Consider the following 23,921-nt stretch of genomic DNA (forward strand, 5'->3'; position numbering starts at 1 on the left):
CACTTCATTCGTCATTGTGAAAGCTCAAGAAGGAGATTTCACATGGCCAGAGCAATCGCAATCATTGTTGCCCGCATCATCTTCAGCTTCATCTTTTTCATGGCCGCCGGCTTCAAGTTCGCCGATATCGGCGCGACGGCCGCCTACATCACTGCGGCAGGCTTTCCGGCGGCCACATTCCTTGCCTGGATCGCCGCCTTTTTCGAAATCGCACTGGCGCTTGCCTTCATATCCGGCGCCTTTTTCACAGAAGCGAGCCTGCTTGCCGGGATCTACGTGATCTTCCTGGCCTTTGCCTTCCATGGCCCCTCGCAATGGCAGCAGAACCAGGCTGAATTCGGCTTCTTCGTCGATCACTTCACCTTCTTGGCCGGTCTGCTCTTTGCCGCCGTTCATGGACCGGAACGGTGGGCGCTTCGCCATAGCCTCCTGAAATAACCTCAACGCCACACGCTCCGGAACCAAGAGCCGCCCCGATCATTGCTTTTACAGGCAACCGCAAAGAGGAGCGGCTCATGGAGTTGCAGGGAAAGATCGCATTGGTGACCGGCGCAGGCTCCGGGATCGGCAAGGCGACTGCGCTGAAGCTCGCCGCTGAAGGCGCCAGGGTCGCGGTGCTGAGCCGCACCGAGAGCGAGGTGCTACAAACCTGCCAGGAAATCATCGCCGCTGGCGGTCAGTCAATCGAACTGACCGCCGATACGAGCGACGAGGCCCAAATGCGCGCGGCCGTCGACAAGATGACAGAGAGTTTCGGCGGCATCGACATCGTGGTGGCCAATGCAGGCATCAATGGCGTCTGGGCGCCGATCGATGACCTCAAGCCCGAAGAATGGGATCGGACCATGGCCGTCAACCTGCGCGGCACATACATGACACTGCATCTCACCGTGCCCTATCTGAAGATGAACGGTGGCTCGATCGTCGTGGTCTCGTCAATCAATGGCACGCGTACCTTCACCACCCCGGGCGCCACCGCTTATACCGCGACCAAAGCCGGCCAGGTCGCCATCGTTCAGCAGCTTGCACTCGAGCTCGGCAAACACGGCATTCGCGTCAATGCCGTCTGCCCCGGCGCGATCGACACCAGCATTTCCGCCAACACAACATCGCGCCATCGCGAGGAAACCGAAGTGCCCGTCATCTGGCCGAAGGGCGAAATCCCGATCACTGGCGGCAAGGCAGGGTCTAGTGACGATGTAGCCGAGACGATCCTCTTCCTTGCCTCCGAGCGCGCCCGGCATATTACCGGCACGCCTGTCTGGATCGACGGCGGACAGGGATTGCTGCGTTAGGCCGCTTCTGCGTCGTGCGACGATTGCCTTTGCTCGACCAGATCATCAGCGCGCATATATGCAGTTGCAGCAACGGCCCTGCCGGTCACCCGTTTAGCCGCGCGCTTTCCAGCGTGTAAAGCAATTGCGGCCGTTTGACACCGCGCAGAGCATAGCGGCCGATACAAGCGAGGACGTTGCGCTCAGCTTCAGGGATTGCCGCTTCGAAATCCGACGACATCAGCACATTGAGATCGACTGAACGGCAGATCGAGGCGATGCGGCTCACCTCGTTGACCGCCGGCCCGATGACCGTGAAGTCCAGACGGTCCTGGCTGCCGATATTGCCGTAGAAGACATCGCCGATATGCAGTCCGATATAGACATCAGTTGTTGGCCGCCTGTCCACCTCGCGTGCAGCGTTGAGTACTGCAAGCTTCTGGCGGAGCAGGCGCTCTGCCGTCAACGCGGCAGAACAGCTTTCCGCCGGCTCCTCACCCTTGAAGATAGCAAGCACCCCGTCGCCGATCAGCTTCAGAACATTCCCACCGGCCTCATGGATCGCTGTTATCACCGCCTCGCTATATTCATTGAGCAGCGGAATGATCTCTTCCGGCGGAGAATTGTCCGAGATCTTCGTGTAGTTCAACAGATCGGAGAACCAGAGGGCTGCCGAAATACGCTCGGTCTTGCCGCGCGAGATCTTGCCGTCCATCACCTGGCGGGCCGCATCCTCACCGAGATAGACCTCGGCGATCGTGCGGGCGATACGGGCAAGAGCCACGCATTTGATCGCCAGTCCCAGCACCGGCACCAGTTTGCGCAGGATCGCAAGATCCTGGTCGGAAAAGCCTTCGGGATGTTTCGTCGAGAAATGCGAGAAAAAACAATCCATCTCGCCGATCGTGCCGGCCTCGGCAAAGCGATGCGCCATGGCGACGTAATCGGTGTGACCGAGCTTGTAGATCTGGTCCAGCATGATGAAATCGGTCGGATCGCCGAAGCCGATCCGGCGCCGCACCTCTCGATCGCCACTGGTCCAGAGATGGTAGAAAGCCGAACGACGCCAGGTATCCAGCCCCTGGCCCTCACCCGAAGGGCCATATTCGAACTCGCCCTCGAAATCCTCAACGCTATCCCAGCGAAATGCGCGGCCTTCATGCACGGGATGAAGCGTGTCCATCAGCGCCATGGCGCGATCGAGCCGCATGCCGGCATTGCGGCAGGCTTCGCAGAAGCCGGCAAGCAGCTCCGCCTCGGTCGCACCGTTCAAGCCCTGTTCCGTCACCCATGCTGCGATTGTGCCGACGTCGCTGTGATCCATGCGCTCTCCTCACGATCCGCAAGCTGTAACGTGAATCTGCCGCAGATGAAAAGACAATCAACCCGAACAGACTATTGGCTTGTCGGCATATTATAGGGCGTAACGATTTCGACGGCCGAAAATGACACCGGCGCCGTCCGGCTGACGGGGATAGTATAGGCCATGATTGCACGGAAAGCGGCGCGCGCATCGGTTCTGAGATCGTGATGCAGCACGAAATCGATCCGCCGTTCGGCTAGTAAAGCGCGGTTGTCGGCATCGAGATCATGCGCCACGAAGACCGAGACCGGCCTGCCGGCAGCCTTGAAAGCCGTAAGCACCGCGCGATTGCCGCCGCCGACCGAATAGACCGCATTGATCGAGGGATCATCGGCAAGGGCCTTGGCAACGAGCGTACCCGTCGCGGCATCCGTGCCATGCCCCTCGCTCACTTCGATAATGCCGATTAGAGGATAATGCGCACGGATCACCCGGCGAAAGCCGATCTCCCGCTCCTCCTCGCCACGAAACCGGCCGCTTGACAGCGTCACCAGTGCCTTGCCGCCGGCGGCACCGAGCAACCGACCGATGAGATAGGCCGCCGTCTCCCCTGCTGCCCGGTTATCGGCGCCGGCATAGGCCGACCGGGCCGAATTCGGCAGGTCGGTGACGAGGGTGACGACCGGGATATTAGCGGTATCGAGCCTTGCGACGGCGGCGACGATATCAGGCACATCAGGCGCCTTCAGCACAACGCCATGTGTGCCACGCAACCGGATCCGGTCGAGAAGCTGTACCAGCTCCGCCGCTCGCATCACCTCGGCAAAATGAAACCGGCAGCGGAAGACGGTCGGCAGGAAGGTCGCAACCTCCCCTTCGAACGCGGCCCGCACCGCCGTGCTGAACCTGTCAGGCGTTTCCATGACGATATCGATCGTGAGCTTGCGGCCAGCCACATCGGCACCCACCTGTTTCTCGAGCTCGACGATTGCCGCCTTGACCCGCATCTCGGTCTGCCGCCGCACGCCGGGCCTGCCGTTCAGCACGCGATCGACTGTGGCAGTGCTGAGACCTGCCTGAAAAGCGATATCCTTGACGAGAAAGGGATGAGCCATGCTTGCTGTTCTGATGGATTTTTGATGGATTCCTGATCTATATCAGGATCGCCGGCGGCGTATAGTCCCTTCATCGGACACGGAGGAGCACCCGATGAAATCAGACAACCAGCAAAAACTGCGCGCCAACCGCGTCTGGCTCACCGAAGACGCCTGCGATCTCAACGATTTCCGCGCACTCGCCGAAAAGACCACGGCCCTTGCCGACTATCCCTCGGCCTCAGCCGTCGAGAAGAACGTTCTGATCTATGACAGCCGCAAGGTGATCGAGGCAGCCTCGACGCCGGAAGGCCGCCGCGCCATTCTCGCCGAAATCTGCGAAGCCTTCGGCATCGGCCCCGGCGTCGTCGTCTTCAAACATGCCTACGAAGACACCGGCATCATCGACCGGGCGAGCACGATCTTCGACGAGATCATCGAGGAGCAGCACCGCAGCTCGACCGGCGGCGGCGACCATTTCGCCAAGCCTGGCGCAAACGACCGCATCTGGAACTCGCTCGAAAAGCACTGCCTTGCCGACCCCGAGAATTTCGCCCGCTACTACGGCAATGCCATCGTGGCGCTGGCAAGCGAGGCATGGCTCGGCCCGCACTACCAGATGACGGCGCAGGTCAACCGGGTGAACCCGGGCGGTGCCGCGCAATCGGCCCACCGCGACTATCACCTCGGCTTCCAGTCCTCCAAGGTGATCGAACAGTTCCCGGCCCATATTCACCGCCTTTCGCCGGTGCTGACCTTGCAGGGTGCGGTCGCCCATTGCGACATGCCGCTCGAAAGCGGCCCGACGCTTTTCCTGCCGCACAGCCAGACCTATGAGCCCGGCTACCTCGCGCTCAAGCGCCAGGAATTCAAGGATTATTTCGACCAGAACCATATCCAGCTGTCGCTGAAAAAGGGCGATGTCGTCTTCTTCAACCCCGCCCTCTTCCATGCCGCCGGCACCAACCACTCGAAAGACATCAAGCGCGTCGCAAACCTGCTGCAGGTCTCCTCGGCTTTCGGCCGGGCGATGGAAACCGTCAACCGCGAACGCATGAGCGCAAGGCTCTTCCCCGCCCTCAAGGCACTGAAAGCCAAGCTTTCAGCCGACGAGATCGCCAATGCCGTCGCCTCCTGCGCGGAGGGCTATTCCTTCCCGACCAATCTCGACCGCGACCCGCCGCTCGGCGGCCTCGCGCCGAAGACCCAGGCCCAGCTCATGCACGAGGCACTCGCCGAAAACTGGAGCGACGACGCCTTCAGCAAAGCCCTTGCCGAACAGGCAGCCAGGAAGCTGAGCTGACGCGGCCATCACAATACCATCATCCAAGAGCCCCTTGCCGCTGGTAAGGGGCCATTCGCATGTCATCAGGAGGAAAAAACACATGAGCACGGATTACGCTCGCCTCGACGGCAAGATCGCCATCGTCACCGGCGGCACACAGGGCCTCGGCGCCACCATTACCCGCCTCTTTGCCGAACGCGGCGCTAAGGGCATCATCATCTGCGGCCGCAACGAGGCCAAGGGCAAGGCGAAGGCGGAGGAGATATCGGCAAAGACCGGCGCGAAGGTCGTCTACGTCAAGGCCGATCTCGCCAAGGTCGAGGATACCAGGAATGTCGTCCATGTCTGCGACCAGACCTTCGGCCGCGTCGATGCGCTGGTCAATGCCGCCGCCATCACCGACCGCGGCACGATCCTCGATACCAGCCCTGAGCTCTTCGACACCATGTTCGCCGTCAATGTCCGCGCCCCGTTCTTCCTCATGCAGGAAGCGGTCAAGGTCATGCGCCGCGAGAAGATCGAAGGCACGATCGTCAATATCGGCTCCATGTCCGCCAAGGCCGGCCAGCCCTTCATCGCTGCCTATTGCGCCTCCAAGGGTGCGTTGGAAACGCTGACCAAGAACACCGCCTATGCGCTGCTGCGCAATCGTATCCGGGTCAATGGCCTGAATATCGGCTGGATGGCCTCCGAAGGTGAAGATCGCATCCAGAGGGAATTTCACAAGGCCGACGACGACTGGCTCGCCAAGGCTGCCGCAAGCCAGCCCTTCGGCCGGCTGGTCGACCCGGAAGAAGTGGCCCGCGCCTGTGCCTATCTCTCCTCGGCCGAATCAGGCCTGATGACCGGCTCCGTCATCTGCTTCGATCAGTCGATCTGGGGCGCTTATGACGGCTCGCCGCATCCAGTCGCCGCGCTCTGACGTGCCTTTGTGACGCTCCAGAGCCCGGCGCCTTTCCGCCTCCGGGCTCTGGCAGATTGCTTCGTTTCCCGCTACGAAGAAACAATATCGATCTGGGAGGAATCGGGCATGGCTGGAAGCGAGCTTTATGACATCAGGGATGAGCGCTTTGGAGCGCTGATCGCCGGCAGCGCGGTGCTGGAGGAATTGTACAGGGGCTGCCGCTGGGCTGAGGGACCTGTCTGGTTTTCCGATCTGAACTGCCTGATCTGGAGCGACATTCCGAACGAACGCCTGATGCGCTGGGTACCGGATGGCTCGGTCTCCGTCTTCCGCTCACCGTCCAACTATGTCAACGGCAATACCCGCGACCGGCAGGGCCGCTTGGTCTCCTGCGAACATGGCGGTCGCCGTGTGACCCGCACCGAACCTGATGGACGCATCACCGTGCTGGCCGACAGCTTCAATGGCAAACGGCTGAACTCCCCGAACGATGTCGTTGTGAAGTCCGACGGCTCGATCTGGTTCACCGATCCGAGCTACGGCATCATGTCGGATTACGAAGGCCACAAATCTCCGGAAGAGCAGGAAAGCCGCAACGTCTATCGCATCGATGCCGCAACCGGCGATATCGAAGCTGTCGTCACCGACTTCATCCAGCCGAACGGGCTGGCCTTTTCGCCGGACGAGCGCCAGCTCTTCATCGCCGATTCCGGTTCTGCCAATCACGATGTCCCGCGCCACATCCGCGTCTTCGACGTCGTGGATGGCCGCAAGCTGACAAACAGCCGCTACTTCTGCTCGATTGACAACGGCATACCGGATGGTTTCCGTTTCGATGTCTCGGGGAATCTCTGGACCAGTGCCGCCGACGGTGTGCACTGCTTTGCCCCAGACGGGACGCTGCTCGGCAAGATCAAGGTGCCGCAGACCGTCTCCAACGTCACTTTCGGCGGCCCGAAGAAGAATCGCCTCTTCATCACCGCGACGCAATCGCTCTATTCGATCTACACGACGACGAACGGCGCGCAGTACCCGTAAGCCTATGCCTTGCGCGCTGCAGCTTTGAGTGCCTGCTGGAAAACCTGCTTCATCTCGGCAAAACCATCAAAGCCGAGATGATGCGCGAAGCGGATGACGCTGGTCTGCGAAACATTGCAGCGCTCGGCGATCTTCTGGCTGCTTTCGAAAGCGAAGACATCAGGCCGCTCGGCGGCAAGCCTCGCCAGTGCATCCAGCCGCTGCGGCAGATCGCGATGGATGGAAACCCAGAATGCCTTGCTGAGAAAGGCATCTCCGTCGGCCTTCATCGAAACAGTCTGCATTCCAGCCTCCATCGTTTACCGCCCGTGGAGGCCAGGATCATCATGGCCCCAGCCCCCACTGGAGGAACTGTTTAAGCCTTCACCTTGTCCGGCCGCCCGTGCAGCGGCTCCTTGCGGTGCCAGTTTTCGAGGATGCGGCCGTCGGTGTGCTTCTGCTGCGCCCAGCGGATGCCGTTCGAGATGACCTTGTGCACGGTCTTGTCGTGATAGATCGGATAGGTCTCGTGGCCGGGGCTGAAGAAGAAGATGCGACCGCGGCCGCGCTGGAAGGTGCAGCCGCTGCGGAACACTTCACCACCCGAATACCAGGAGATGAAGACCAGCTCGTCCGGCTGCGGAATGTCGAAGGGCTCGCCATACATTTCCGAGGCATTGACCTCGAAATAGGGCGGCAGGCCCTCGGCGATCGGATGCGAGGGGTTGACCACCCAGACGCGCTCCAGATCTCCCTCAGGCGTCTCGCGCCACGAGAGATTGGCATTGGTGCCCATCAGCCGGCGGAAAAGCTTTGAGTGATGGCCGGAATGCAGGACCAGAAGGCCCATCCCCTTCAGCACCCGCTGCTGTACGCGGTCGATCAGCCCGTCGCTGACTTCCTCATGCGCCATATGGCCCCACCAGAGCAGCACGTCGGTATCGTTGAGCACCGAATCCGGCAGGCCTTCATCCGGATCGTCGAGCGTGCCGCGGCGGATATCGAAATCGGGATGGGCGATACCGGCAGCGATCGCGCCGTCGATACGATCGGGATAAATATCCTGGACCTCCTTGTGGACCTGCTCGTGGCGTCCTTCGTTCCAGATCGTGACCTTGATTGTCATGCTATTCCTCGATGTTTCAAATTTGAGCCGAACGGAGAACCCGGCCGGCGGAATCGAACAGATGGCAAGCGGCGCGTTCCGCTGTGAGCGAAACGCGATCGCCGGGCCGAATGGTCATGTCGCCTTCTGTGCGCACGACGATCGGCTGCTGCTGCGACCCGACCGTCAGATAGGTCTCGACACCAAGCCGCTCGACGATGACGACCTCGGCCGAAAAATCGCCCTGCCCCTGCGGCGCGAGCTTCAGATGCTCCGGCCGGATACCGAGTTTCGCCTCACCCTGCGGCACGGAACCGTTTGCATCCGTCAAATCGATCGCAAGCCCGAGCGGGCTTTCCAGATGCACCTTGCCGGCATCCCGGCGTGTTGCTGTCATCGGCAGCACGTTCATCTTCGGCGATCCGATGAAGGTCGCGACGAACTCGTTTTCGGGCTGATGGTAGAGTTCCATCGGCGCGCCCTGCTGAGCCACGAGACCCTTGTTCAGAACGACGATGCGGTCGGCCATCGTCATCGCCTCGACCTGGTCATGCGTGACATAGACCACAGTCGCCTTCAGTTCGCGATGCAGGCGCTGCAACTCAGCGCGCATCTGCACGCGCAGCGCAGAATCGAGGTTCGACAGCGGCTCGTCGAACAGGATCAGCGACGGCTTCTTGATGATCGCACGGCCGATCGCCACGCGCTGGCGCTGACCGCCGGACAGTGCTCCCGGCTTGCGGCTGAGATAGTCAGTCAGTTGCAGGATCTCCGCGACGCCTTCCACCTGCTTCTTGATTTCGGCTTCCGGCACGTTCTTGAGGCTCAGCGAAAAGCCGATATTTTCAGCGACCGTCATATGCGGATAGAGCGCATAGGACTGGAATACCATGGCGATGCCGCGCTTGTCCGGCGGCACGTCGTTGATGCGCTGGCCGTTCAGCACCAGATCGCCCTCATCGATGCCTTCGAGGCCGGCGATCATACGCAACAGCGTGGACTTGCCGCAGCCCGACGGGCCGACGAACACGGCGAATTCGCCATCCTCCACCGTGATATCGACGCCCTTGATGACTTCGAGCGCGCCGTAGAATTTGCGAACGTTTCTGAGATTGATCATTCGTTTCTCTTTCTTGATCTCAGCCCTTCACACCGCCCGAGAAGGTCTGGACGAGGAAGCGCCGCGCAAAGCCGAAGGCGACGACGGCAGGCAGCAGGTAAATGAAGGCGAGCGCCGTCAGCAGGCCGTAATCGATCTCGTTGATGCGCAGGAAGGCGCGGAAGAGGCCGAGCGGCAGCGTCTGCAGCTCTGGCGACGACAGGAAGATCAGCGGCAGCAGGAAATCGCCCCAGGCCGACATGAAGGCGAAGAGACCGGCGGCCGCGAGCCCAGGCATGGCAAGCGGGATCAGCACCCGGCGGATGCGCTGCATCATCGTCGCCCCGTCCATGACGGCCGCTTCCTCATAGTCACGCGGCAGGCCGTCGAAGAAGGTCTTCATGATCCAGAGCGCCAGCGGCAACTGCATGGTGGCGAGCACCAGCATGATACCGAGATAACCGTCGATGAACCCGGTCCAGCGCATGATATCGCGGGCATAGCTTCCGAAGATCGGGCGCAGGAGCGCGCCTTCCGCATTGTTGAGCGTCAGCAAGAACTTGTAGAGCGGCACGACGAGTGCCGTCGGCGGCAACACGCGGATCAGCAGGATCGCGTAGAGGAAGGGCAGCTTCCACCAGGCCCGCGTGCGCGACAGCGCATAGCCGCCGAGCCCCGCCAGAACCATGACGATAAGCGTCGCTCCGCCGACCACGAAAAGCGAGTTGAACAGCCACTTCGCCCCATCCTCTTTGGTGAAGACGCGCACATAGTTTGCGAACGTCCACTGCTCCGGCCAGCGCAGGAAGAGCTGCGCATTGCCGTCGAAGGAGGCGAGCAGCACCCAGAAGAAGGGCACGGCGCAGAAGATCGAGATGATCGACAGCGTTGCGTAGGCAAGCAGGTCGGAGCGGGTCTTGTTGGCCCCTTCGCTTGGGGAAATAGCGGTCATGTCAGACCTCCACTTTCATGGCTCGGACATAGCCGATACCGAGGATCAGCGAGATGATGAGCGCGACGACCGCGACCGCAGCACCGTAACCGAGCTGGAAGGCCGTGAAGGACTGGTTGTAGATGTAGATGCTGACGACCTCCGTCGCCCCGCCCGGGCCGCCGCGCGTCAGCGCGTAGACGAGACCGAAGACGGCAATGGTGGAGACGGCCGAAATCAGCATGTAGAGCAGGATTGTCGGCATCATTAGCGGCAGGGTGATGCGGCGGAACATCTGCGACGGTGTCGCGCCATCCATGCGCGCCGCCTCGTAGATCTCGGCGGGGATGGTGCTGAGGCCCGCCGTAAGCAGGATCATCGCGGTCGCGATACCGCGCCAGGTGTTGACGATGATGATCATCGACAGTGGGAAGGCGTTCAGCCAGTCAGCGGGATCAATGCCGAAGAAGGCAACGATGCGCGAGAGCGTCGCATGTTCGCCGCCGGCCAGCATCGAGATCCACATGAAGCCGGCAACGACTTCCGGGGCGGCATTCGGCAGAAGAATAATCGAAGAGAAGAACTGGCGGAACCGGATCGGCCGGCGCAGCGCCATTGCCGAAATCAGCCCGAGCACGAACTGCCCGATGACGGCAGAACCCATGACGAAGACGAAGGTGACGAACAGCGAATTCCAGAACTTCGCATCGTTGAAGAGGCGCACATAGTTGCGGATGCCTACGAAGCGCGGCCGCAGGGCCGCAGCTCCCGTCAGCGCCTCATTGGTGAAGCTCAGATAGACGGAATAGAGGGCGGGATAGATCACAAAGGCCAGAAGCAGGACCAGCGACGGCAGCAGAACCAGCAGGAGTTGGCGCTCGGTTCGCTTTTCATGAGAGTTTCGGGCCATTGAAGCTCACAACCTTATCAAATGAAATCGGGAAGACGCGGCGAGAATGCCGCGTCCCCGTCTTGGCGGGAGGAAGATATCAGTGGCTTACTTGACCATGTCGTCGCCGAGCGTTTCCTTGACGTAGTCGACAAGGATCTTCTGGGCGCCGGCCGCATCGGTTTCCTTACGCAGCAGGGCTTCGGTGGCGCGCGCCACACCTTCGGCAACCGTGCCGAAGCCGGACGCCTGCTTCAGGAAGACGCCGTTACCGGCAGCCGCATGGATCGGAACGAGTTCGGTCAGCTTCTGGAATTCCGGATCCTTGGCAGCATCCTTGCTGGCCGGGATGTTGCCGATGCGGGCAGCATAGGAAACCTGTGTTTCGACCGAGCCGATTTCCATCAGCGCTTTCTTGGCCAGTTCCACATTGGCGGACTTGGAGTTGACGGCCCACGGAGCAGCGAGGTTGGCAAGCACGTACTGGCCGCCGCTCTGACCCGGAACGGTCCAGGTGCCGACGATCTTGGTCACGTCAGGGATCGGGTTCTTGCTCTCGCGACCCCAGTCGAAAATGTAGCACCAGGAACCGCAGGTGGTGGCGGCAAGCTTGCCGGCCGGGAACATTTCATACTTCGGCACGACCCAGGGCTCCGGTCCGAGCAGCGGCTGCACCGGCATCAGGTCCTTGTCGATCAGCGTCTTGTAGACGTTGAAGACATCCTTGACGCCTTCGCCGTTCAGGTCGAGCTTGCCATCGGCACCGACGAGTTGCGGCGTCTTGGAACCGACGAGCAGGTGCTGGAAGCCTTCGTCGAAGGCGCCGCTGCCCCAGGAAACGCCGGCCGGGAAGAGTAGGCCGTAGGAACCGGTCTTCTGCTTGACTTCGGCGGCGCGATCCAGGAGCTCCTGCCAGGTCTTCGGCTGCTCGGTGGAGATGCCGGCCTTTTCGAGAACGTCCTTGCGGAAATAGATTTCCTGAATGCCGAGCATGAACGGCATCACATAGGTTTCGCCGTCAGGGCTGACAGCAAGCTGCTTGGCGACGTCATAGAAATTGGCATAGCCGTCCCAGGCCTTGAACTCGGTGGAAACGGGCGCGAGGTAGCCGGCTTCGACCATGTCGGCAACGGCAGCCGTCGTCGGGATGGAGAAGAGGTCGGGTGCATTGCCGGCGCCGAGTTCGGTCAGGAGCTTGGTGAGATAGTCCTTGTCCGGCGCCGGATATTCGACGACCTCGACGGTCACGCCGTATTTTTTCTCGATCCGCTCGACGGTCGACTTCATCGCGTCGATGCCGGCCTGGCCGTGATTGGCGATACGAATTGTTTCAGCATGAGCCAGCGTCGAAACCGCGCTGAGCAAGATGGCGCACAGGCCACTGATAACCGTCTTCTTCAACGGAAGTCCTCCCTTTTTTAGAGCCACGGCGCCCTCCAGCACCGGCGAGGAAAATGTACACGCATTCTGAATACTGACAAGATGATTTTTAAAGCCGCAACCAACTCAAATATATAATATTGATTTTGTTTAGTTATTTATAACTTGCACCAATGGTGACGTTTGTGTAATCGTTTGCACAACGATATCAGGGAGGATTTCGATGTCTCAGAAATTGCGCCTCGGCGTCATCGGCGCCGGCTTGAAGGCGGCTGAATATGCTCAGAGCTGGGCGAAGATGCCGGAAATCGAATTCGTGGCGCTCGCCGACACGACCGAAACCTCCAGAAAGCGCCTCATCGACGTCTGCACCGCAACCGGAGCACCGGAGCCGAAAAGCTTCGAAGACTACCGCGACATGCTCGTAAAATGCCGCGATGAACTCGACATGATCTACGTCTCCACCCCGCACGCTTTCCATGCAGAGCAGGCGACTGCCGTTGCCGAAGCCGGCCTCGATCTTTTCCTCGAAAAGCCGATGGTCACGACCGTAGCAGAGGCCGAAACGCTGATCGCGGCGCAGAAGAAAAGCGGCGTCACTATCGTCACCGCTTTCCAGGGCGGCCTTTCGCCGCTTGTGCTCGATACCCGCAAACGGGCTCTCTCCGGTGAATTCGGCGATCTCATCGCCATTTCCGGCATGATCTGGGAAAGTTGGTCTTCCAACTATGACGGCCACTGGAAACAGCAGCCGGAAATTTCCGGCGGCGGCTTCATGTTCGATACCGGCGCGCACATGATGAACACCGTCTGCCTGCTCGCCAATTCCGATTTCGACAGCGTGTCCGCCTATATGAACAACCACGGAAAGAAGGTGGATATCGCCACCGCCGTCTCCGCCCGCCTGAAGAATGGCGCGCTGGCGACGCTGACGGCCGCCGGCGAGGGCCCTCCCGGCTGCGCTTCCTACATCACCTTCTTCTATTCCAAGGCGATCGTGCGCATCGATGCCTGGGGCGGCTGGCGGGAAATCAGCGTCGGACGCACCAGCGAGCCGCGCGAAGAGGCCGAGATTCTCGGCAATCCCATGAAGAATTTCCTCGCCATCCGCGCCGGAACGATGGAAAACTCCGGCTCCGTTGAAATGGGTCTCAGATTCGCTAGGCTCTGGGATGCAATCAAGGAATCGGCAGCAGCCGACGGCACCCCCGTCAGGATTGCCGGATAGGCGCAAAATAATGAGCGGAACGAACAGACGGCGGATCACCTCGAAGGAACTGGCGAAACTCGCCGGTGTGTCCTCCGCGACGATTTCGAGGGCTTTCTCGCCGGATTCCAGGATCGGAAGCGCCACGCGCGACCGCATCCTCGCCGTTGCTCGCGAATATGGCTACCAGCCGAATGCGATTGCCCGCTCGCTGAACAACCAGCGCTCGCGCTTGGTCGCACTCGTGGTCAACGCCATCGGCAACCCCTGCGAGGCCGAGGAGCAGCAGCTCCTCGTCCACCGCCTGCAGGCCCGCCAGCTCCTGCCGATCCTGCTCTGTTGTGCCGATCACTCCGATCGCCTGCAGCTGATGCGGCTCGCCTCCACCTATCAGGTCGATCATGTCGTCATCTTCTCCGACATGGTCTCGATGCAGGATGCGGTCGATATTTTCCACACGACCAAGCCGATCATCGTTTCCTTCGAGCCGCTGGAAAACGAGGATGTTTCCAACATCCGCATCGACGGCGCGGTCGGCGCCGGCGAGATCATCGACAAGATTGTCGGCGACGGAAAGAAGCGCTTCGCCTATCTCTCCGGCACCAAGTCGAGCTGGATCGACAAGCTGCGCCGCAGGTGGTTTGCCGACGCTCTGGCGCGTCATGGCCTTGCCTTCGAAGCGGAAGCCTTCGGCGACTATTCCTATGATTCCGGCTTCAAGGAAGCCGTCCTGCTGCTGCACCGTTCGAAAGTCGATGCCATCATCTGCGGCAATGACGTCATGGCGATCGGCGCGCGCGATGCCGCCCGCCGCGTCCTTGGCAAGAATACGCCCGAGGATATCGCCATTGTCGGTCAGGACGGTATCGCCATGGCCGCCTGGGATTGCAACGACCTGACGACGCTGAGCCTCGACCACGCAGCCTTCATGGATGCTGTCGTCGAAGTGATCGAACGCCACGAGGCCGGCGACGAAGGCCCGCACAGCATCACGCTTGCCTGCACGCCCCGCTGGGGCTCGACCGCCTGAGGGGGCGGTTCATTCATTCGCTTCGAGGAGGACTACCGATGATCACCCTTCCCCGCGCCGCTGCCAGGCGCCACCTCTCCGCTGCCGCCTGCCGGGGAGAATGAGATGCGCTCAGTCGTTTCCTTGAATGAATCCTGGAGCTTCCACGAGGGCTTCGGCCAGAACCTGACGGAAGCCTTCGATGGCGCCGCGATGGTCCATCTGCCGCACACCGCCGTCGAGCTACCTTTCAACTATTTCGACGAGAAGCGTTATCAGCGGGCCTTCACCTATCAGAAGGTGCTGCGCTGGCTGCCGGAATTCGAAGGCCGCGAAGTTTCCATCCTCTTCGCCGGCGCCATGGCTGACAGCGTCGTCTATCTGAATGGCGAAGAGATCATCGCCCACAAGGATGGCTACACGCCCTTTGAAGCTCGTCTTACCGGCAAATTGATCAAGGGCGACAACCTGATCACCGTTAAGATCGACGGCAGCGAGAACCCGGCGATCCCACCCTTCGGCGGCCGTATTGACTATCTGACCTATGCCGGCATCTATCGCGACGTCTGGCTGAAGGTCACCGACAAGATTTCGATCCGCAATATCAAGATCGAGACGCACGATGTCCTCTCGGACAGGAAATCGGCGACAGTACGTGTCGATATCGCCAACCCGCAGGGCCTCGCCTATGCGGCGACCGTCACCGGATCGCTGCGGGACGCGCATGGCAACATTCTGGCGAGTGCTGCCGGCGAGACGATCGGGACCAGCACCACTCTTTCCTTCGGCGGCCTGACCGACATCGAACTCTGGGATCTGTCGAACCCGGCGCTCTATGAAGTCTCCATCGAACTGAAGACGGAACATGGCGCCGACCGGACCACCGGCCATTTCGGTTTCCGCACCGCCAAATTCACCCCGGAAGGCTTCCTGCTGAACGGTCGCCCCGTAAAGCTCCAGGGCCTCAACCGCCATCAGGCCTATCCCTATGTGGGTTACGCCGCCGGCCGCTCCGCGCAGGAGCGCGATGCCGATATCATGAAGACGGTGCTGAAGTGCAATATCGTGCGCACCTCGCACTATCCGCAGTCGAAATGGTTCCTCGACCAGTGTGATCGCATCGGCCTGCTCGTTTTCGAGGAAATCCCCGGTTGGCAGCATATCGGCGATCTCGACTGGCAGCAGGAGTCCATCGAGAATGTTCGTCGCATGATCGAGCGCGACTGGAACCACCCCTCGATCATCATCTGGGGCGTGCGTATCAATGAATCGCTCGATAGCCACGACTTCTATACCGCCACCAACCGCCTGGCCCACGAACTCGATTCCACCCGCCAGACCGGCGGCGTTCGTTACCTGACGGAAAGCGAGCTGCTCGAAGACGTCTACACGATGAACGACTTCATTCTCGGCAATGAGGAACTGCCGGGTGCAAACCGCCCGCGCACGGCCCTTCGCAGCCAGCAGGAAAATACCGGCCTCTCCTACAAGGTCCCGTACATCATCACCGAATTCAACGGCCACATGCATCCGACCAAGATGTATGATGCAGAGCAGCGCCAGGCAGAGCATGTGCGCCGCCATCTGGAAGTACTGAACGCGGCCTATGGCGATCCGGATATTTCTGGCGCGATCGGCTGGTGCATGTTCGACTATAACACGCACAAGGATTTCGGCTCCGGCGACCGCATCTGCTATCACGGCGTCATGGATATGTTCCGCGAACCGAAATTCGCGGCCTACGTCTATGCCAGCCAGTGCGACCCTTCGGAAGACGTCATCATGAAGCCGGTCACTTTCTGGGCGCGCGGCGAGCGCAGCATCGGCGGCGTGCTGCCACTGATCATCCTGACCAATTGCGATGAGGTAGAGCTGAAATACGGCTCGCTGACGAAGCGCATCGGTCCGGACCGCGAAAACTACCCGCACCTGCCGCATCCGCCCGTGGTGCTCGACCACCGCCATTTCACACAGGACGAACTCGGCCGCTGGGGCCTGGAATGGATCGACGGCGAATTCACCGGCTTCGTCAACGGCGAGCCTGTAGCCAGCCTGACGCTCGCGGCCGATCCCCTGCCGACCGCACTGGAAGTCGTGCCCGACAGCACCACGCTGAAGGCGCGCGAACGCGACACGACCCGCGTCATCATCCGCGCGCTCGACCAGCGCGGCCAGCGGCTGCCGTTCCTCAACGATGTTGCAACCTTGACCGTGAAGGGGCCCGGCAAGATCGTCGGGCCAACGGCCGTACCGCTCCAGGGCGGAACGACGGGCTTCTGGCTGGAGGCAACAGGCCTGACGGGCGAAATCACGGTCGAAGCGACCTCGAGCCACTTCGCACCAGTCACGATTTCCGTGGCGGCCGTCTGACGGCCGCCAGAGAATATTTTGCTGGCTAAGCGATCCGCAACTGGCTGGCCGGATCGAAGAAGACCGCCTTGTCGAGATTGAAGGCAAGGCGGGTATTCTGGCCAGGCAGGATGCCGGTATCCGCTCCAAGGCGCGCCACTACCGACTTGCCGCCGAGCTTGGTGACGGCAAATGTATCTGAACCGGCCGGCTCCACGACCTCGATGGCGCAATCGCCATGGACGACCGACTTTGCCTTGCGGTCAGCTCCGTCAATATCCGTCAGTGCTTCCGGACGGATCCCGAAGATGACCTGCTTGCCGGTATAACCTGTCAGGCTGTTGTTGCCGGCATTGACGGGCAGTTTCAGCGGCTCGCCATTCGGCCGCTCCAGCGACACCTGCAACCCGCCGGCGCCATTCTCGACGGTGGCGTTCACCAGGTTCATCGCCGGCGATCCCATGAAATCCGCCACGAACACATTGGCCGGGCTGTTGTAGATCTCCGCCGGCGTGCCGAACTGCTGCAGCACACCATCCTTCAGCACGGCGATCTTCGTTGCCAGCGTCATCGCCTCGATCTGATCGTGCGTGACGTAGACGATCGTCGTTCCCATGCGCTGGTGCAGGCGCTTGATTTCCGTGCGCATGTCGACACGCAGTTTCGCATCGAGGTTGGAGAGCGGTTCGTCGAAGAGGAAGACCTGCGGATTGCGCACCAGCGCGCGGCCCATTGCGACGCGCTGACGCTGTCCGCCCGAAAGCTGCGACGGCTTGCGGTCGAGCAGATGGCCGATCTGCAGCATGTCGGAGACCTGCTTGATCGCCTTTTCGCGCTCTTCCTTCGGCACGCCGCGGATTTCCATGCCGAAGGCGATGTTGCCGGCAACGGTCATGTTCGGATAGAGCGCGTAGCTCTGGAAGACCATGGCGATATCACGCTTGGACGGATGCAGATCATTGATCGCACGGCCATCGATACGGATTTCGCCAGAGGTGATCGCCTCGAGCCCGGCAATCGTGTTGAGCAGTGTCGACTTACCGCAACCGGACGGACCGACCAGCACCAGAAAGCCGCCCTTTTCAAGCTCCAGATCGATCCCCTTGAGAATATCGACGGCGCCGAAACGCTTCTTGAGACCGGAAATTTCAAGGAAAGCCATGGATCACCCTTTGACGGCGCCCGCCATCAGACCGCGCACGAAATAGCGGCCGGCGAGGATATAGACGATGAGCGTAGGAACGGCCGCGATCATCGCCGCAGCCATGTTGACATTGTATTCGACGACGCCGGTCGAGGTATTGACGACGTTGTTCAGCGCCACCGTCATCGGCATGGATTCGCCCGTGCCGGCATAGGCCGAAGCGAAGAGGAAGTCGTTCCAGATATTGGTGAACTGGTAGATGACCGTCACGACGATGATCGGCAGCGAATTCGGCAGCATTATGCGACGGAAGATCTGGAAGAAGCTCGCGCCATCGACCTGCGCTGCCTTCACCAACTCCGTCGGGAAGGCTTCGTAGAAATTGCGGAAGAACAGCGTCGTGAAGCCGAGACCGTAGACGACATGCACGAAAACCAGGTTCACCGTCGGATTGCCGAAGCCGAAGCTGAATCCGGTCGCGTTCTGAAGGGTCGTGCCAAAACGGCCGAGAAAACCGAGAATGGTGGCCATCGGCAGTAGCACGGACTGGAACGGTATGAAGCAGGCAAACAGCATCAGGCCGAAAACCAGCGTATCGCCAGGAAAGCGCCACTTGGTCAGTACGTAGCCGTTGAGCGCGCCGAGAATGGTGGAGATCGCGACGGCCGGCACGACCATCTTGATCGAATTCCAGAAGTAGCCCTTGATGCCGGCGCAGGTGAGGCCGACACAGGTCTCGCCCCAGGCCTTGAACCACGGATCGAGTGTCGGCGACTGCGGCAGCGCCAGCATATTGCCGTTCTGGATTTCGTCCATGGTCTTGAACGAGGTCGTCAGCATGACGAAAAGCGGCATCAGGTAAAGTACGGCAAAGATCAACAGCAGGCCGTAGATGACGACACGGCCGATCCAGCGACCGCTAGTGCCGCCATGCGAAGTTGCGATTTCGGAAGAGGCAATGCTGCTCATCGTCCCTTCTCCCTCAATTCGGAATAGAGATAGGGAACGATGATGGCCGAGATGGTCATCAGCATGATGATGGCGCTTGCAGAACCGACAGCCATTTCATTCCGCTTGAACGTGTATTCGTACATGAAATTGGACGGCAGCCAGGCCGAGCCACCGGGGCCGCCGGAGGTCAGCGCCACCACAAGGTCGTAGGACTTGATCGCCATATGGGCGAGCACGATGAAAGCCGACAGGAAGATCGGTCGCAGCAGCGGAATGATGATCCGGCGGTACATCTGGAAAGGCGAGGCGCCATCGATCTGGGCAGCCTTCATGATCTCGCCGTCGATACCGCGCAAGCCGGCAAGAAACATCGCCATGACGAAGCCGGAGGCTTGCCAGACACCGGCGATGACGACGGTGTAGATGACGAAGTCCTTGTTCTTGATCCAGTCGAAATGGAAGCTCGTCCAGCCGAAATGGTGCAGCGTCTGCTCGAGCCCGAGGCCCGGATCGAGGAACCATTTCCAGGCAACGCCTGTCACGATGAAGGACAGCGCCATCGGATAGAGGAAGATCGGCCGCAAGATGCCTTCACCGCGGATCTTCTGATCGAGAAGAATCGCCAGCATCAGCCCGAGCCCAAGGCAGATGAAAATATAGAGGAAGCCGAAGATCCCCATATTGGTAATCGACGTGTACCACGAGGACGGCGGGTCGCTCTCGAAAGTCCAGCGCCAGAGCCGCTCGTAGGCACGCGTGCCCGTTAGCGCATAGGACGGAAAGGTCTTGGAATTGGTGAAGGAGAGATAGGCTGTCCAGACGATGAAGCCGTAGACGAAAATCACCGTGATGAGAAAACTTGGCGCCAGCACGATCTTCGGCAGCGCATCTTGCAGCCGGCCACGAATGGACGTCCGGCTTGAGGACTTCGACGTCAGTATCGGGTCTGTGGTCGCAACTGTGCTCATGAAATCATCTCCTCCAGCACCCGCAGGGGCTGAGGCTTTCCCGCGCATCGCGCGGGAAAGCCGTTGTCGATGGGAATATTAGCGGGCGTCGTCGATGGCCTGGACGAGCTGGGTAACAGCGTCGTCGGAGGTCTTGATCTGACCATGAACGAACTTCGAGACAACGTCCTTATAGGCGTTGGCGATAGCCGGAGGCGCGCCATAACCCTGTGCCAGCGAGCCGAACAGCGTGCCGCCCTCGTTGGCAGCTTTCAGGTCGGCAATACCCTTCTTGCCGCAAGCGTCGAAATCCGTATCCGGAACGTCGGTACGGGCCGGAACCGAACCCTTGACGACGTTGAAAGCGGACTGGAAGCTCTTCGACAGCGTTGCCGTGGCGAGCGCTACCTGAGCGGCCTTGCGGTCGTCAGGAACGTTGAACATGCCGAACATGTCGGAGTTGTAGATCACGCTGCCGTCGGTGCCCGGGAAGCGGTAGCACAGGAAGTCGGTATCAGGGGTCTTCTTGGCGGCAACGAATTCGCCCTTCGCCCAGTCACCCATGACCTGCACCAGAGCGTCGCCCTTGATGACCATCGCGGTTGCCAGGTTCCAGTCGCGGCCCGAGAAGTTCGGGTCGACATACTGGATGATCTTGGCAAGGTTATCGAACGACTTCTTCATCGTGTCGGACTTCAGCGAAGCCTCGTCGAGGTCGTTGAAAGCCTTCTTGTAGAATTCCGGACCGCCGGTCGACAGCACGATGGAGTCGAACATCGTGGCTTCCTGCCAGTTCTGACCGCCGAGTGCGAGCGGAATGACACCGGCTGCCTTCGCCTTGTCGAGCAGGGCGATCAGGTCGTCGAAGGTCTTCGGCTGCGTGCCGCCGATCTTGTCCATGACGGACTTGTTGATCCACAGCCAGTTGACAGAGTGAACGTTGACAGGTGCTGCGACCCACTTGCCGTCATAGACAGAGAATTTCTGCAGTGCCGCCGGCACAGACTTGTCCCAGCCTTCCTTCTTCGCCGTCTCGGTCAGGTCGCCCATCACGCCAGCCTGGGCGTAGTCAAGCACCGTATAGCCGAGCATCTGCGATGCCGTCGGATAGGTACCGGCCGCGACCATCGCCTTCAGCGCGGTCATGGCTGCGTCACCGCCACCGCCGGCAACCGGGACGTCCTTCCAGGCGTAACCTTCCTTGGAAAGGTCGCCCTTCAGCACGTTGAGCGCCGCGGCTTCACCGCCGGACGTCCACCAGTGCAACATCTGAACTTCCTTGACATCGGCCGCATGGGCGCTGCCGAAACCAGCCATCATCACGACAGCAAGAGCTGCCGAGCTCAAAAACTTGCGCATGAATATCCTCCCGTTCGTAAGTGGGCGGCGAGACCCTCCTCAGCCACCCCGATGTCTTCCGCCCGTAATGACGATCAAACACCGCACCGCGCCTCCCAGCGCGATTGACAATTTAAAACGTTATAAACGCAGCGACGTCAAGCCCTTCCTCGACTCCCGAGAAAAATATGATTAACTCACAGCACCATTGTTTTTATTATACTTTTTTCCAATGCCTAACAAATTGTAAAAATTTAAATCGTTTGCATTGATCGATTGCATGCCGGTTTCATCGTGTTATGGTAGCCGCGATCCAGCACGGAATGTCCTCAGTGACCGAATCGTCCCAACTGCAACGCGGTGAAAATCCGGATGGCGCGCAAAAGCGCGGCAAGCCGACCTTGCGTACCATCGCAACATTGACCGGTCTCGCGGTAACGACAGTTTCGCGCGCACTAAGCGACGCTCCGCAAATATCGGTCGAGACCCGCGAACGCGTTCATCGCATTGCCCGCGAGATCGGTTACCTGCCGGACCGGGCTGCCCAACGCCTGAAGACGGGCCGCACAAACGTCATCAGCATCCTTCTCGATCCGCATCAGGAAGTCGTCGGCTTCGGCACCGCCATCATGTACGGCATCGCCAAGGTGTTGAAGGAGACATCCTATCACCTCGTCGTCGCCCCGAACTTCCTGTCGACGACGGATCTCGAAGCGGCGGAATATATCGTCCGCAACAATTTCGCCGATGGCCTGATCTTCACACGGACGGAACCCTTCGATGCGAGGGTGCGGATGCTGCAGGAGGTCGGCTTCCCATTCGTGTCTCACGGGCGCACGGAGTTTTCGACACCGCATGCCTATGTCGATTACGACAATTATGCTTTCGCCTACGAAGCCACCCGGCGCCTGATCGCCAAGGGCAGGAAGAAGGTTGCAGTCGTCATGCCGCCGAAGCGGCTGACTTTCAGCCAGCATATCCTTCATGGCTTCATGACCGCTGTGCGCGAGGCTGGCGTGGCCTACGAGATACCGGAAGCCGTTACGCTCGATTCACCGGCCAATGAAATTAGAGATTTCTTCCGCGCGCGCGCCACCGCACCCGATGTTCCCGATGGCTTCGTCTGTCCGGGTGAGGTTTCTGCGCTCGCGCTCGTCAGCGCAATGGGTGATGCGGGCAGTATTCTGGCCGAGGACTATGACATCGTCGCCAAGGAGACGTCGCATCTCCTCACGCATCTGCAGCCGAAGATCGAGACCATATACGAGGATCTGGTCGAGGCGGGCGAACATCTCGGCCAGATGCTTCTTCAGCGCATCGGCAATCCGGCAGCAGAGAGCCAGAGCCTGCTCCTGCCGCCGCAGATCAATTTTCCGGTAGCCTAAGCTGCGTCACGACCGGCTGTCGGCTTTTCGCGGAAAGCGAAGACTTCGACCGGCTCCCCAAGCCCGCGCAGAGGAAAAGTGCCGAGATTGTCCATCTCTTCCGTGCAGGTCGCCATCTCAACGAAAGCGCGAGACAACAGTACCGGCCGCCTGACTTCCTTGGTCAAGGTTTCAAGCCGCGAAGCGACGTTGACTGCCGGGCCGATGACCGTGAAATCCAGCCGCCGGCGCGAACCGATATTACCATACATAACGTCGCCGACGTGGACGCCGACACCATAGCGCAGTGGATCACGTCCCAGACGCTGATGTTGCTCATTCACTTTCGCCATCGCCTCCTGCCCTTCACGAATCGCCGTCAGCAGGTCTTCGCAGGCAGAAGGCTTCGACAGCGGGAAGATGGCGAGCAGTCCATCGCCCATGAACTTCAGGATTTCGCCGCCGTGCCGTTCGATCGGATCGGACATGGCATCGAAATAGTCATTGAGCAACTGGATGACGTCGTCGCGCGGCCAGAGATCGGAGATCGCAGTGAAATCGCGCAGGTCGCAGATCATGATCGCCGCACCGACGGTCGTGCCGCTGCCTCGGGTGATGACGCCGGAGAGAATCTGTTCGCTCGCATGCGGCCCGACATAGGTCTGCAGCAGCGTGCGCGCCATGATGTTCTTGAGCCTGATCTCGCTGACGAGAGTAAGAGCCGGCAGCAGATCGCGCAGGAAATCCACGTGTTCGCCGGTAAAACCGCCCGGCCTATTGGTGGAGAACGTAACGACGTGACGCTTGTCGAACGTATGATCGATCGGCCAGGCGATATATTCGGAATAGCCGTCGTCGCGCAGTTCCTGGTAGAAGGGATAATCGTCGCCCTCCCACAAATCCTCCAGGTTCTTCCGCACCTCGTTGGCGCCGTTATGAATCTCGTTGACCGGGCTGTTGAGGAATTGCGGCGTGGTTTCCACCCCGTAGGCAAAGGTGTTGATCTTCGCCTCTTCCATGCCTTCCACCCACAGGATGCGGGCGCCGATCCATTGCGGATGGTTGGTGCGGAAATGCAGGCTGGAGCGGTTCACCGGCACGCCAGCTGCCAGCAGCCGCTTGCACATCTCCACCAGGATATTGTCGATGAAACGCTCGCCGCGGGTCTCATTGATCAGCCAATCGAGAATTCGGCGCCTGCGGATTGGCCAGACACCTTCGGCATCTTCACTTGCCGGATCAGTCGCTTCGAAAGAGGGCCTCATGAAAAACTCCCGCTACGCCACATTCAACGAACACATCGGGCTGAATGTGGGCGATAGCGGGCCGAA

22 protein-coding genes are annotated in these 23,921 nt (G+C 60.3%); 9 read left to right on the forward strand and 13 right to left on the reverse strand.

What is annotated here, in order from left to right; translation table 11 throughout:
• Window positions 1–42 precede the first annotated feature (42 nt).
• A complete protein-coding gene (locus FHT93_RS29855; RefSeq protein ID WP_113145444.1) occupies window positions 43–438 on the forward strand; it encodes a DoxX family protein in 396 nt (131 codons plus the stop codon).
• 77 nt (window positions 439–515) lie between these two features.
• Entirely contained in the window at window positions 516–1,295 is a 780-nt protein-coding gene (locus FHT93_RS29860; RefSeq protein WP_183850841.1) for an SDR family NAD(P)-dependent oxidoreductase, read from the forward strand.
• 85 nt (window positions 1,296–1,380) lie between these two features.
• Here FHT93_RS29860 and FHT93_RS29865 read toward each other — a convergent pair whose 3' ends face one another.
• A complete protein-coding gene (locus FHT93_RS29865) occupies window positions 1,381–2,598 on the reverse strand; it encodes an adenylate/guanylate cyclase domain-containing protein (protein WP_113118094.1) in 1,218 nt (405 codons plus the stop codon).
• Window positions 2,599–2,669: 71 nt separating this feature from the next.
• Window positions 2,670–3,692 carry a LacI family DNA-binding transcriptional regulator gene (locus FHT93_RS29870; protein WP_183850843.1) on the reverse strand — a complete coding sequence of 341 codons (1,023 nt, stop codon included), beginning with the start codon at window positions 3,690–3,692 and terminating at the stop codon, window positions 2,670–2,672.
• A 94-nt stretch (window positions 3,693–3,786) separates the two neighbouring features.
• On the opposite strand from FHT93_RS29870, the gene FHT93_RS29875 reads away from it, so the two are divergent.
• The 3 genes from FHT93_RS29875 (at window position 3,787) to FHT93_RS29885 (ending at window position 6,898) form a co-directional block, all read left to right on the forward strand.
• On the forward strand, window positions 3,787–4,974 hold the full coding sequence (locus FHT93_RS29875) for a phytanoyl-CoA dioxygenase family protein (RefSeq protein WP_183850845.1): 1,188 nt from the start codon (window positions 3,787–3,789) through the stop codon (window positions 4,972–4,974).
• Between the two features lie 82 nt (window positions 4,975–5,056).
• Complete coding sequence (locus tag FHT93_RS29880; protein ID WP_183850846.1) at window positions 5,057–5,878, forward strand: SDR family oxidoreductase; 822 nt, start codon at window positions 5,057–5,059, stop codon at window positions 5,876–5,878.
• A gap of 108 nt (window positions 5,879–5,986) precedes the next feature.
• On the forward strand, window positions 5,987–6,898 hold the full coding sequence (locus tag FHT93_RS29885) for an SMP-30/gluconolactonase/LRE family protein (protein WP_112968687.1): 912 nt from the start codon (window positions 5,987–5,989) through the stop codon (window positions 6,896–6,898).
• A 2-nt stretch (window positions 6,899–6,900) separates the two neighbouring features.
• Here the strand turns inward: FHT93_RS29885 and FHT93_RS29890 are convergent, their stop codons facing one another.
• The 6 genes from FHT93_RS29890 to FHT93_RS29915 form a co-directional block, all read right to left on the reverse strand.
• Window positions 6,901–7,182, reverse strand: a complete 282-nt coding sequence (locus FHT93_RS29890) for a MurR/RpiR family transcriptional regulator (protein ID WP_183850848.1) — start codon at window positions 7,180–7,182, stop codon at window positions 6,901–6,903.
• A 71-nt stretch (window positions 7,183–7,253) separates the two neighbouring features.
• Window positions 7,254–8,003, reverse strand: a complete 750-nt coding sequence (locus FHT93_RS29895; RefSeq protein ID WP_183850850.1) for a ThuA domain-containing protein — start codon at window positions 8,001–8,003, stop codon at window positions 7,254–7,256.
• A 16-nt stretch (window positions 8,004–8,019) separates the two neighbouring features.
• The gene (ugpC, locus tag FHT93_RS29900; protein WP_183850852.1) at window positions 8,020–9,102 is read right to left on the reverse strand and encodes a sn-glycerol-3-phosphate ABC transporter ATP-binding protein UgpC; all 1,083 of its coding nucleotides are present in this window, start codon (window positions 9,100–9,102) and stop codon (window positions 8,020–8,022) included.
• 19 nt (window positions 9,103–9,121) lie between these two features.
• Window positions 9,122–10,033, reverse strand: a complete 912-nt coding sequence (locus tag FHT93_RS29905) for a carbohydrate ABC transporter permease (protein WP_183850854.1) — start codon at window positions 10,031–10,033, stop codon at window positions 9,122–9,124.
• 1 nt (window position 10,034) lies between these two features.
• The gene (locus FHT93_RS29910; protein WP_112968682.1) at window positions 10,035–10,922 is read right to left on the reverse strand and encodes a sugar ABC transporter permease; all 888 of its coding nucleotides are present in this window, start codon (window positions 10,920–10,922) and stop codon (window positions 10,035–10,037) included.
• A gap of 87 nt (window positions 10,923–11,009) precedes the next feature.
• Entirely contained in the window at window positions 11,010–12,302 is a 1,293-nt protein-coding gene (locus FHT93_RS29915; protein ID WP_183850856.1) for an extracellular solute-binding protein, read from the reverse strand.
• A 202-nt stretch (window positions 12,303–12,504) separates the two neighbouring features.
• On the opposite strand from FHT93_RS29915, the gene FHT93_RS29920 reads away from it, so the two are divergent.
• From FHT93_RS29920 to FHT93_RS29930, 3 genes are all read left to right on the forward strand, one after another.
• Window positions 12,505–13,509, forward strand: coding sequence for a Gfo/Idh/MocA family oxidoreductase (locus FHT93_RS29920; protein WP_183850858.1), 1,005 nt, complete (start codon window positions 12,505–12,507; stop codon window positions 13,507–13,509).
• Window positions 13,510–13,519: 10 nt separating this feature from the next.
• Window positions 13,520–14,518 (forward strand): LacI family DNA-binding transcriptional regulator, encoded by a 999-nt coding sequence (locus FHT93_RS29925; protein WP_112544434.1) that lies wholly within the window; start codon window positions 13,520–13,522, stop codon window positions 14,516–14,518.
• Between the two features lie 105 nt (window positions 14,519–14,623).
• Window positions 14,624–16,867 carry a glycoside hydrolase family 2 protein gene (locus tag FHT93_RS29930; protein WP_183850859.1) on the forward strand — a complete coding sequence of 748 codons (2,244 nt, stop codon included), beginning with the start codon at window positions 14,624–14,626 and terminating at the stop codon, window positions 16,865–16,867.
• 25 nt (window positions 16,868–16,892) lie between these two features.
• Here FHT93_RS29930 and FHT93_RS29935 read toward each other — a convergent pair whose 3' ends face one another.
• The 4 genes from FHT93_RS29935 to FHT93_RS29950 all read right to left on the reverse strand — a co-directional run bounded on the left by FHT93_RS29935 (window position 16,893) and on the right by FHT93_RS29950 (window position 21,247).
• Window positions 16,893–18,008, reverse strand: a complete 1,116-nt coding sequence (locus FHT93_RS29935; protein WP_112968678.1) for an ABC transporter ATP-binding protein — start codon at window positions 18,006–18,008, stop codon at window positions 16,893–16,895.
• A gap of 3 nt (window positions 18,009–18,011) precedes the next feature.
• Window positions 18,012–18,959 carry a carbohydrate ABC transporter permease gene (locus tag FHT93_RS29940; RefSeq protein WP_112544440.1) on the reverse strand — a complete coding sequence of 316 codons (948 nt, stop codon included), beginning with the start codon at window positions 18,957–18,959 and terminating at the stop codon, window positions 18,012–18,014.
• The gene (locus FHT93_RS29945) at window positions 18,956–19,909 is read right to left on the reverse strand and encodes a sugar ABC transporter permease (RefSeq protein ID WP_112544442.1); all 954 of its coding nucleotides are present in this window, start codon (window positions 19,907–19,909) and stop codon (window positions 18,956–18,958) included. The genes FHT93_RS29940 and FHT93_RS29945 overlap by 4 nt, the downstream gene beginning before the upstream one ends.
• Window positions 19,910–19,987: 78 nt before the next feature.
• Window positions 19,988–21,247: an ABC transporter substrate-binding protein gene (locus FHT93_RS29950; protein ID WP_112544444.1), complete on the reverse strand. Its 1,260-nt coding sequence runs from the start codon at window positions 21,245–21,247 to the stop codon at window positions 19,988–19,990.
• 311 nt (window positions 21,248–21,558) lie between these two features.
• Between FHT93_RS29950 and FHT93_RS29955 the strand changes: the two genes are divergently transcribed.
• On the forward strand, window positions 21,559–22,611 hold the full coding sequence (locus FHT93_RS29955) for a substrate-binding domain-containing protein (RefSeq protein ID WP_183850861.1): 1,053 nt from the start codon (window positions 21,559–21,561) through the stop codon (window positions 22,609–22,611).
• Here FHT93_RS29955 and FHT93_RS29960 read toward each other — a convergent pair.
• The gene (locus FHT93_RS29960; protein ID WP_183850863.1) at window positions 22,608–23,855 is read right to left on the reverse strand and encodes an adenylate/guanylate cyclase domain-containing protein; all 1,248 of its coding nucleotides are present in this window, start codon (window positions 23,853–23,855) and stop codon (window positions 22,608–22,610) included. The genes FHT93_RS29955 and FHT93_RS29960 overlap by 4 nt on opposite strands.
• Window positions 23,856–23,921: the final 66 nt, after the last annotated feature.

Origin of the sequence: Rhizobium sp. BK379 (assembly GCF_014193955.1) — a bacterium.
Lineage (GTDB): Bacteria > Pseudomonadota > Alphaproteobacteria > Rhizobiales > Rhizobiaceae > Rhizobium.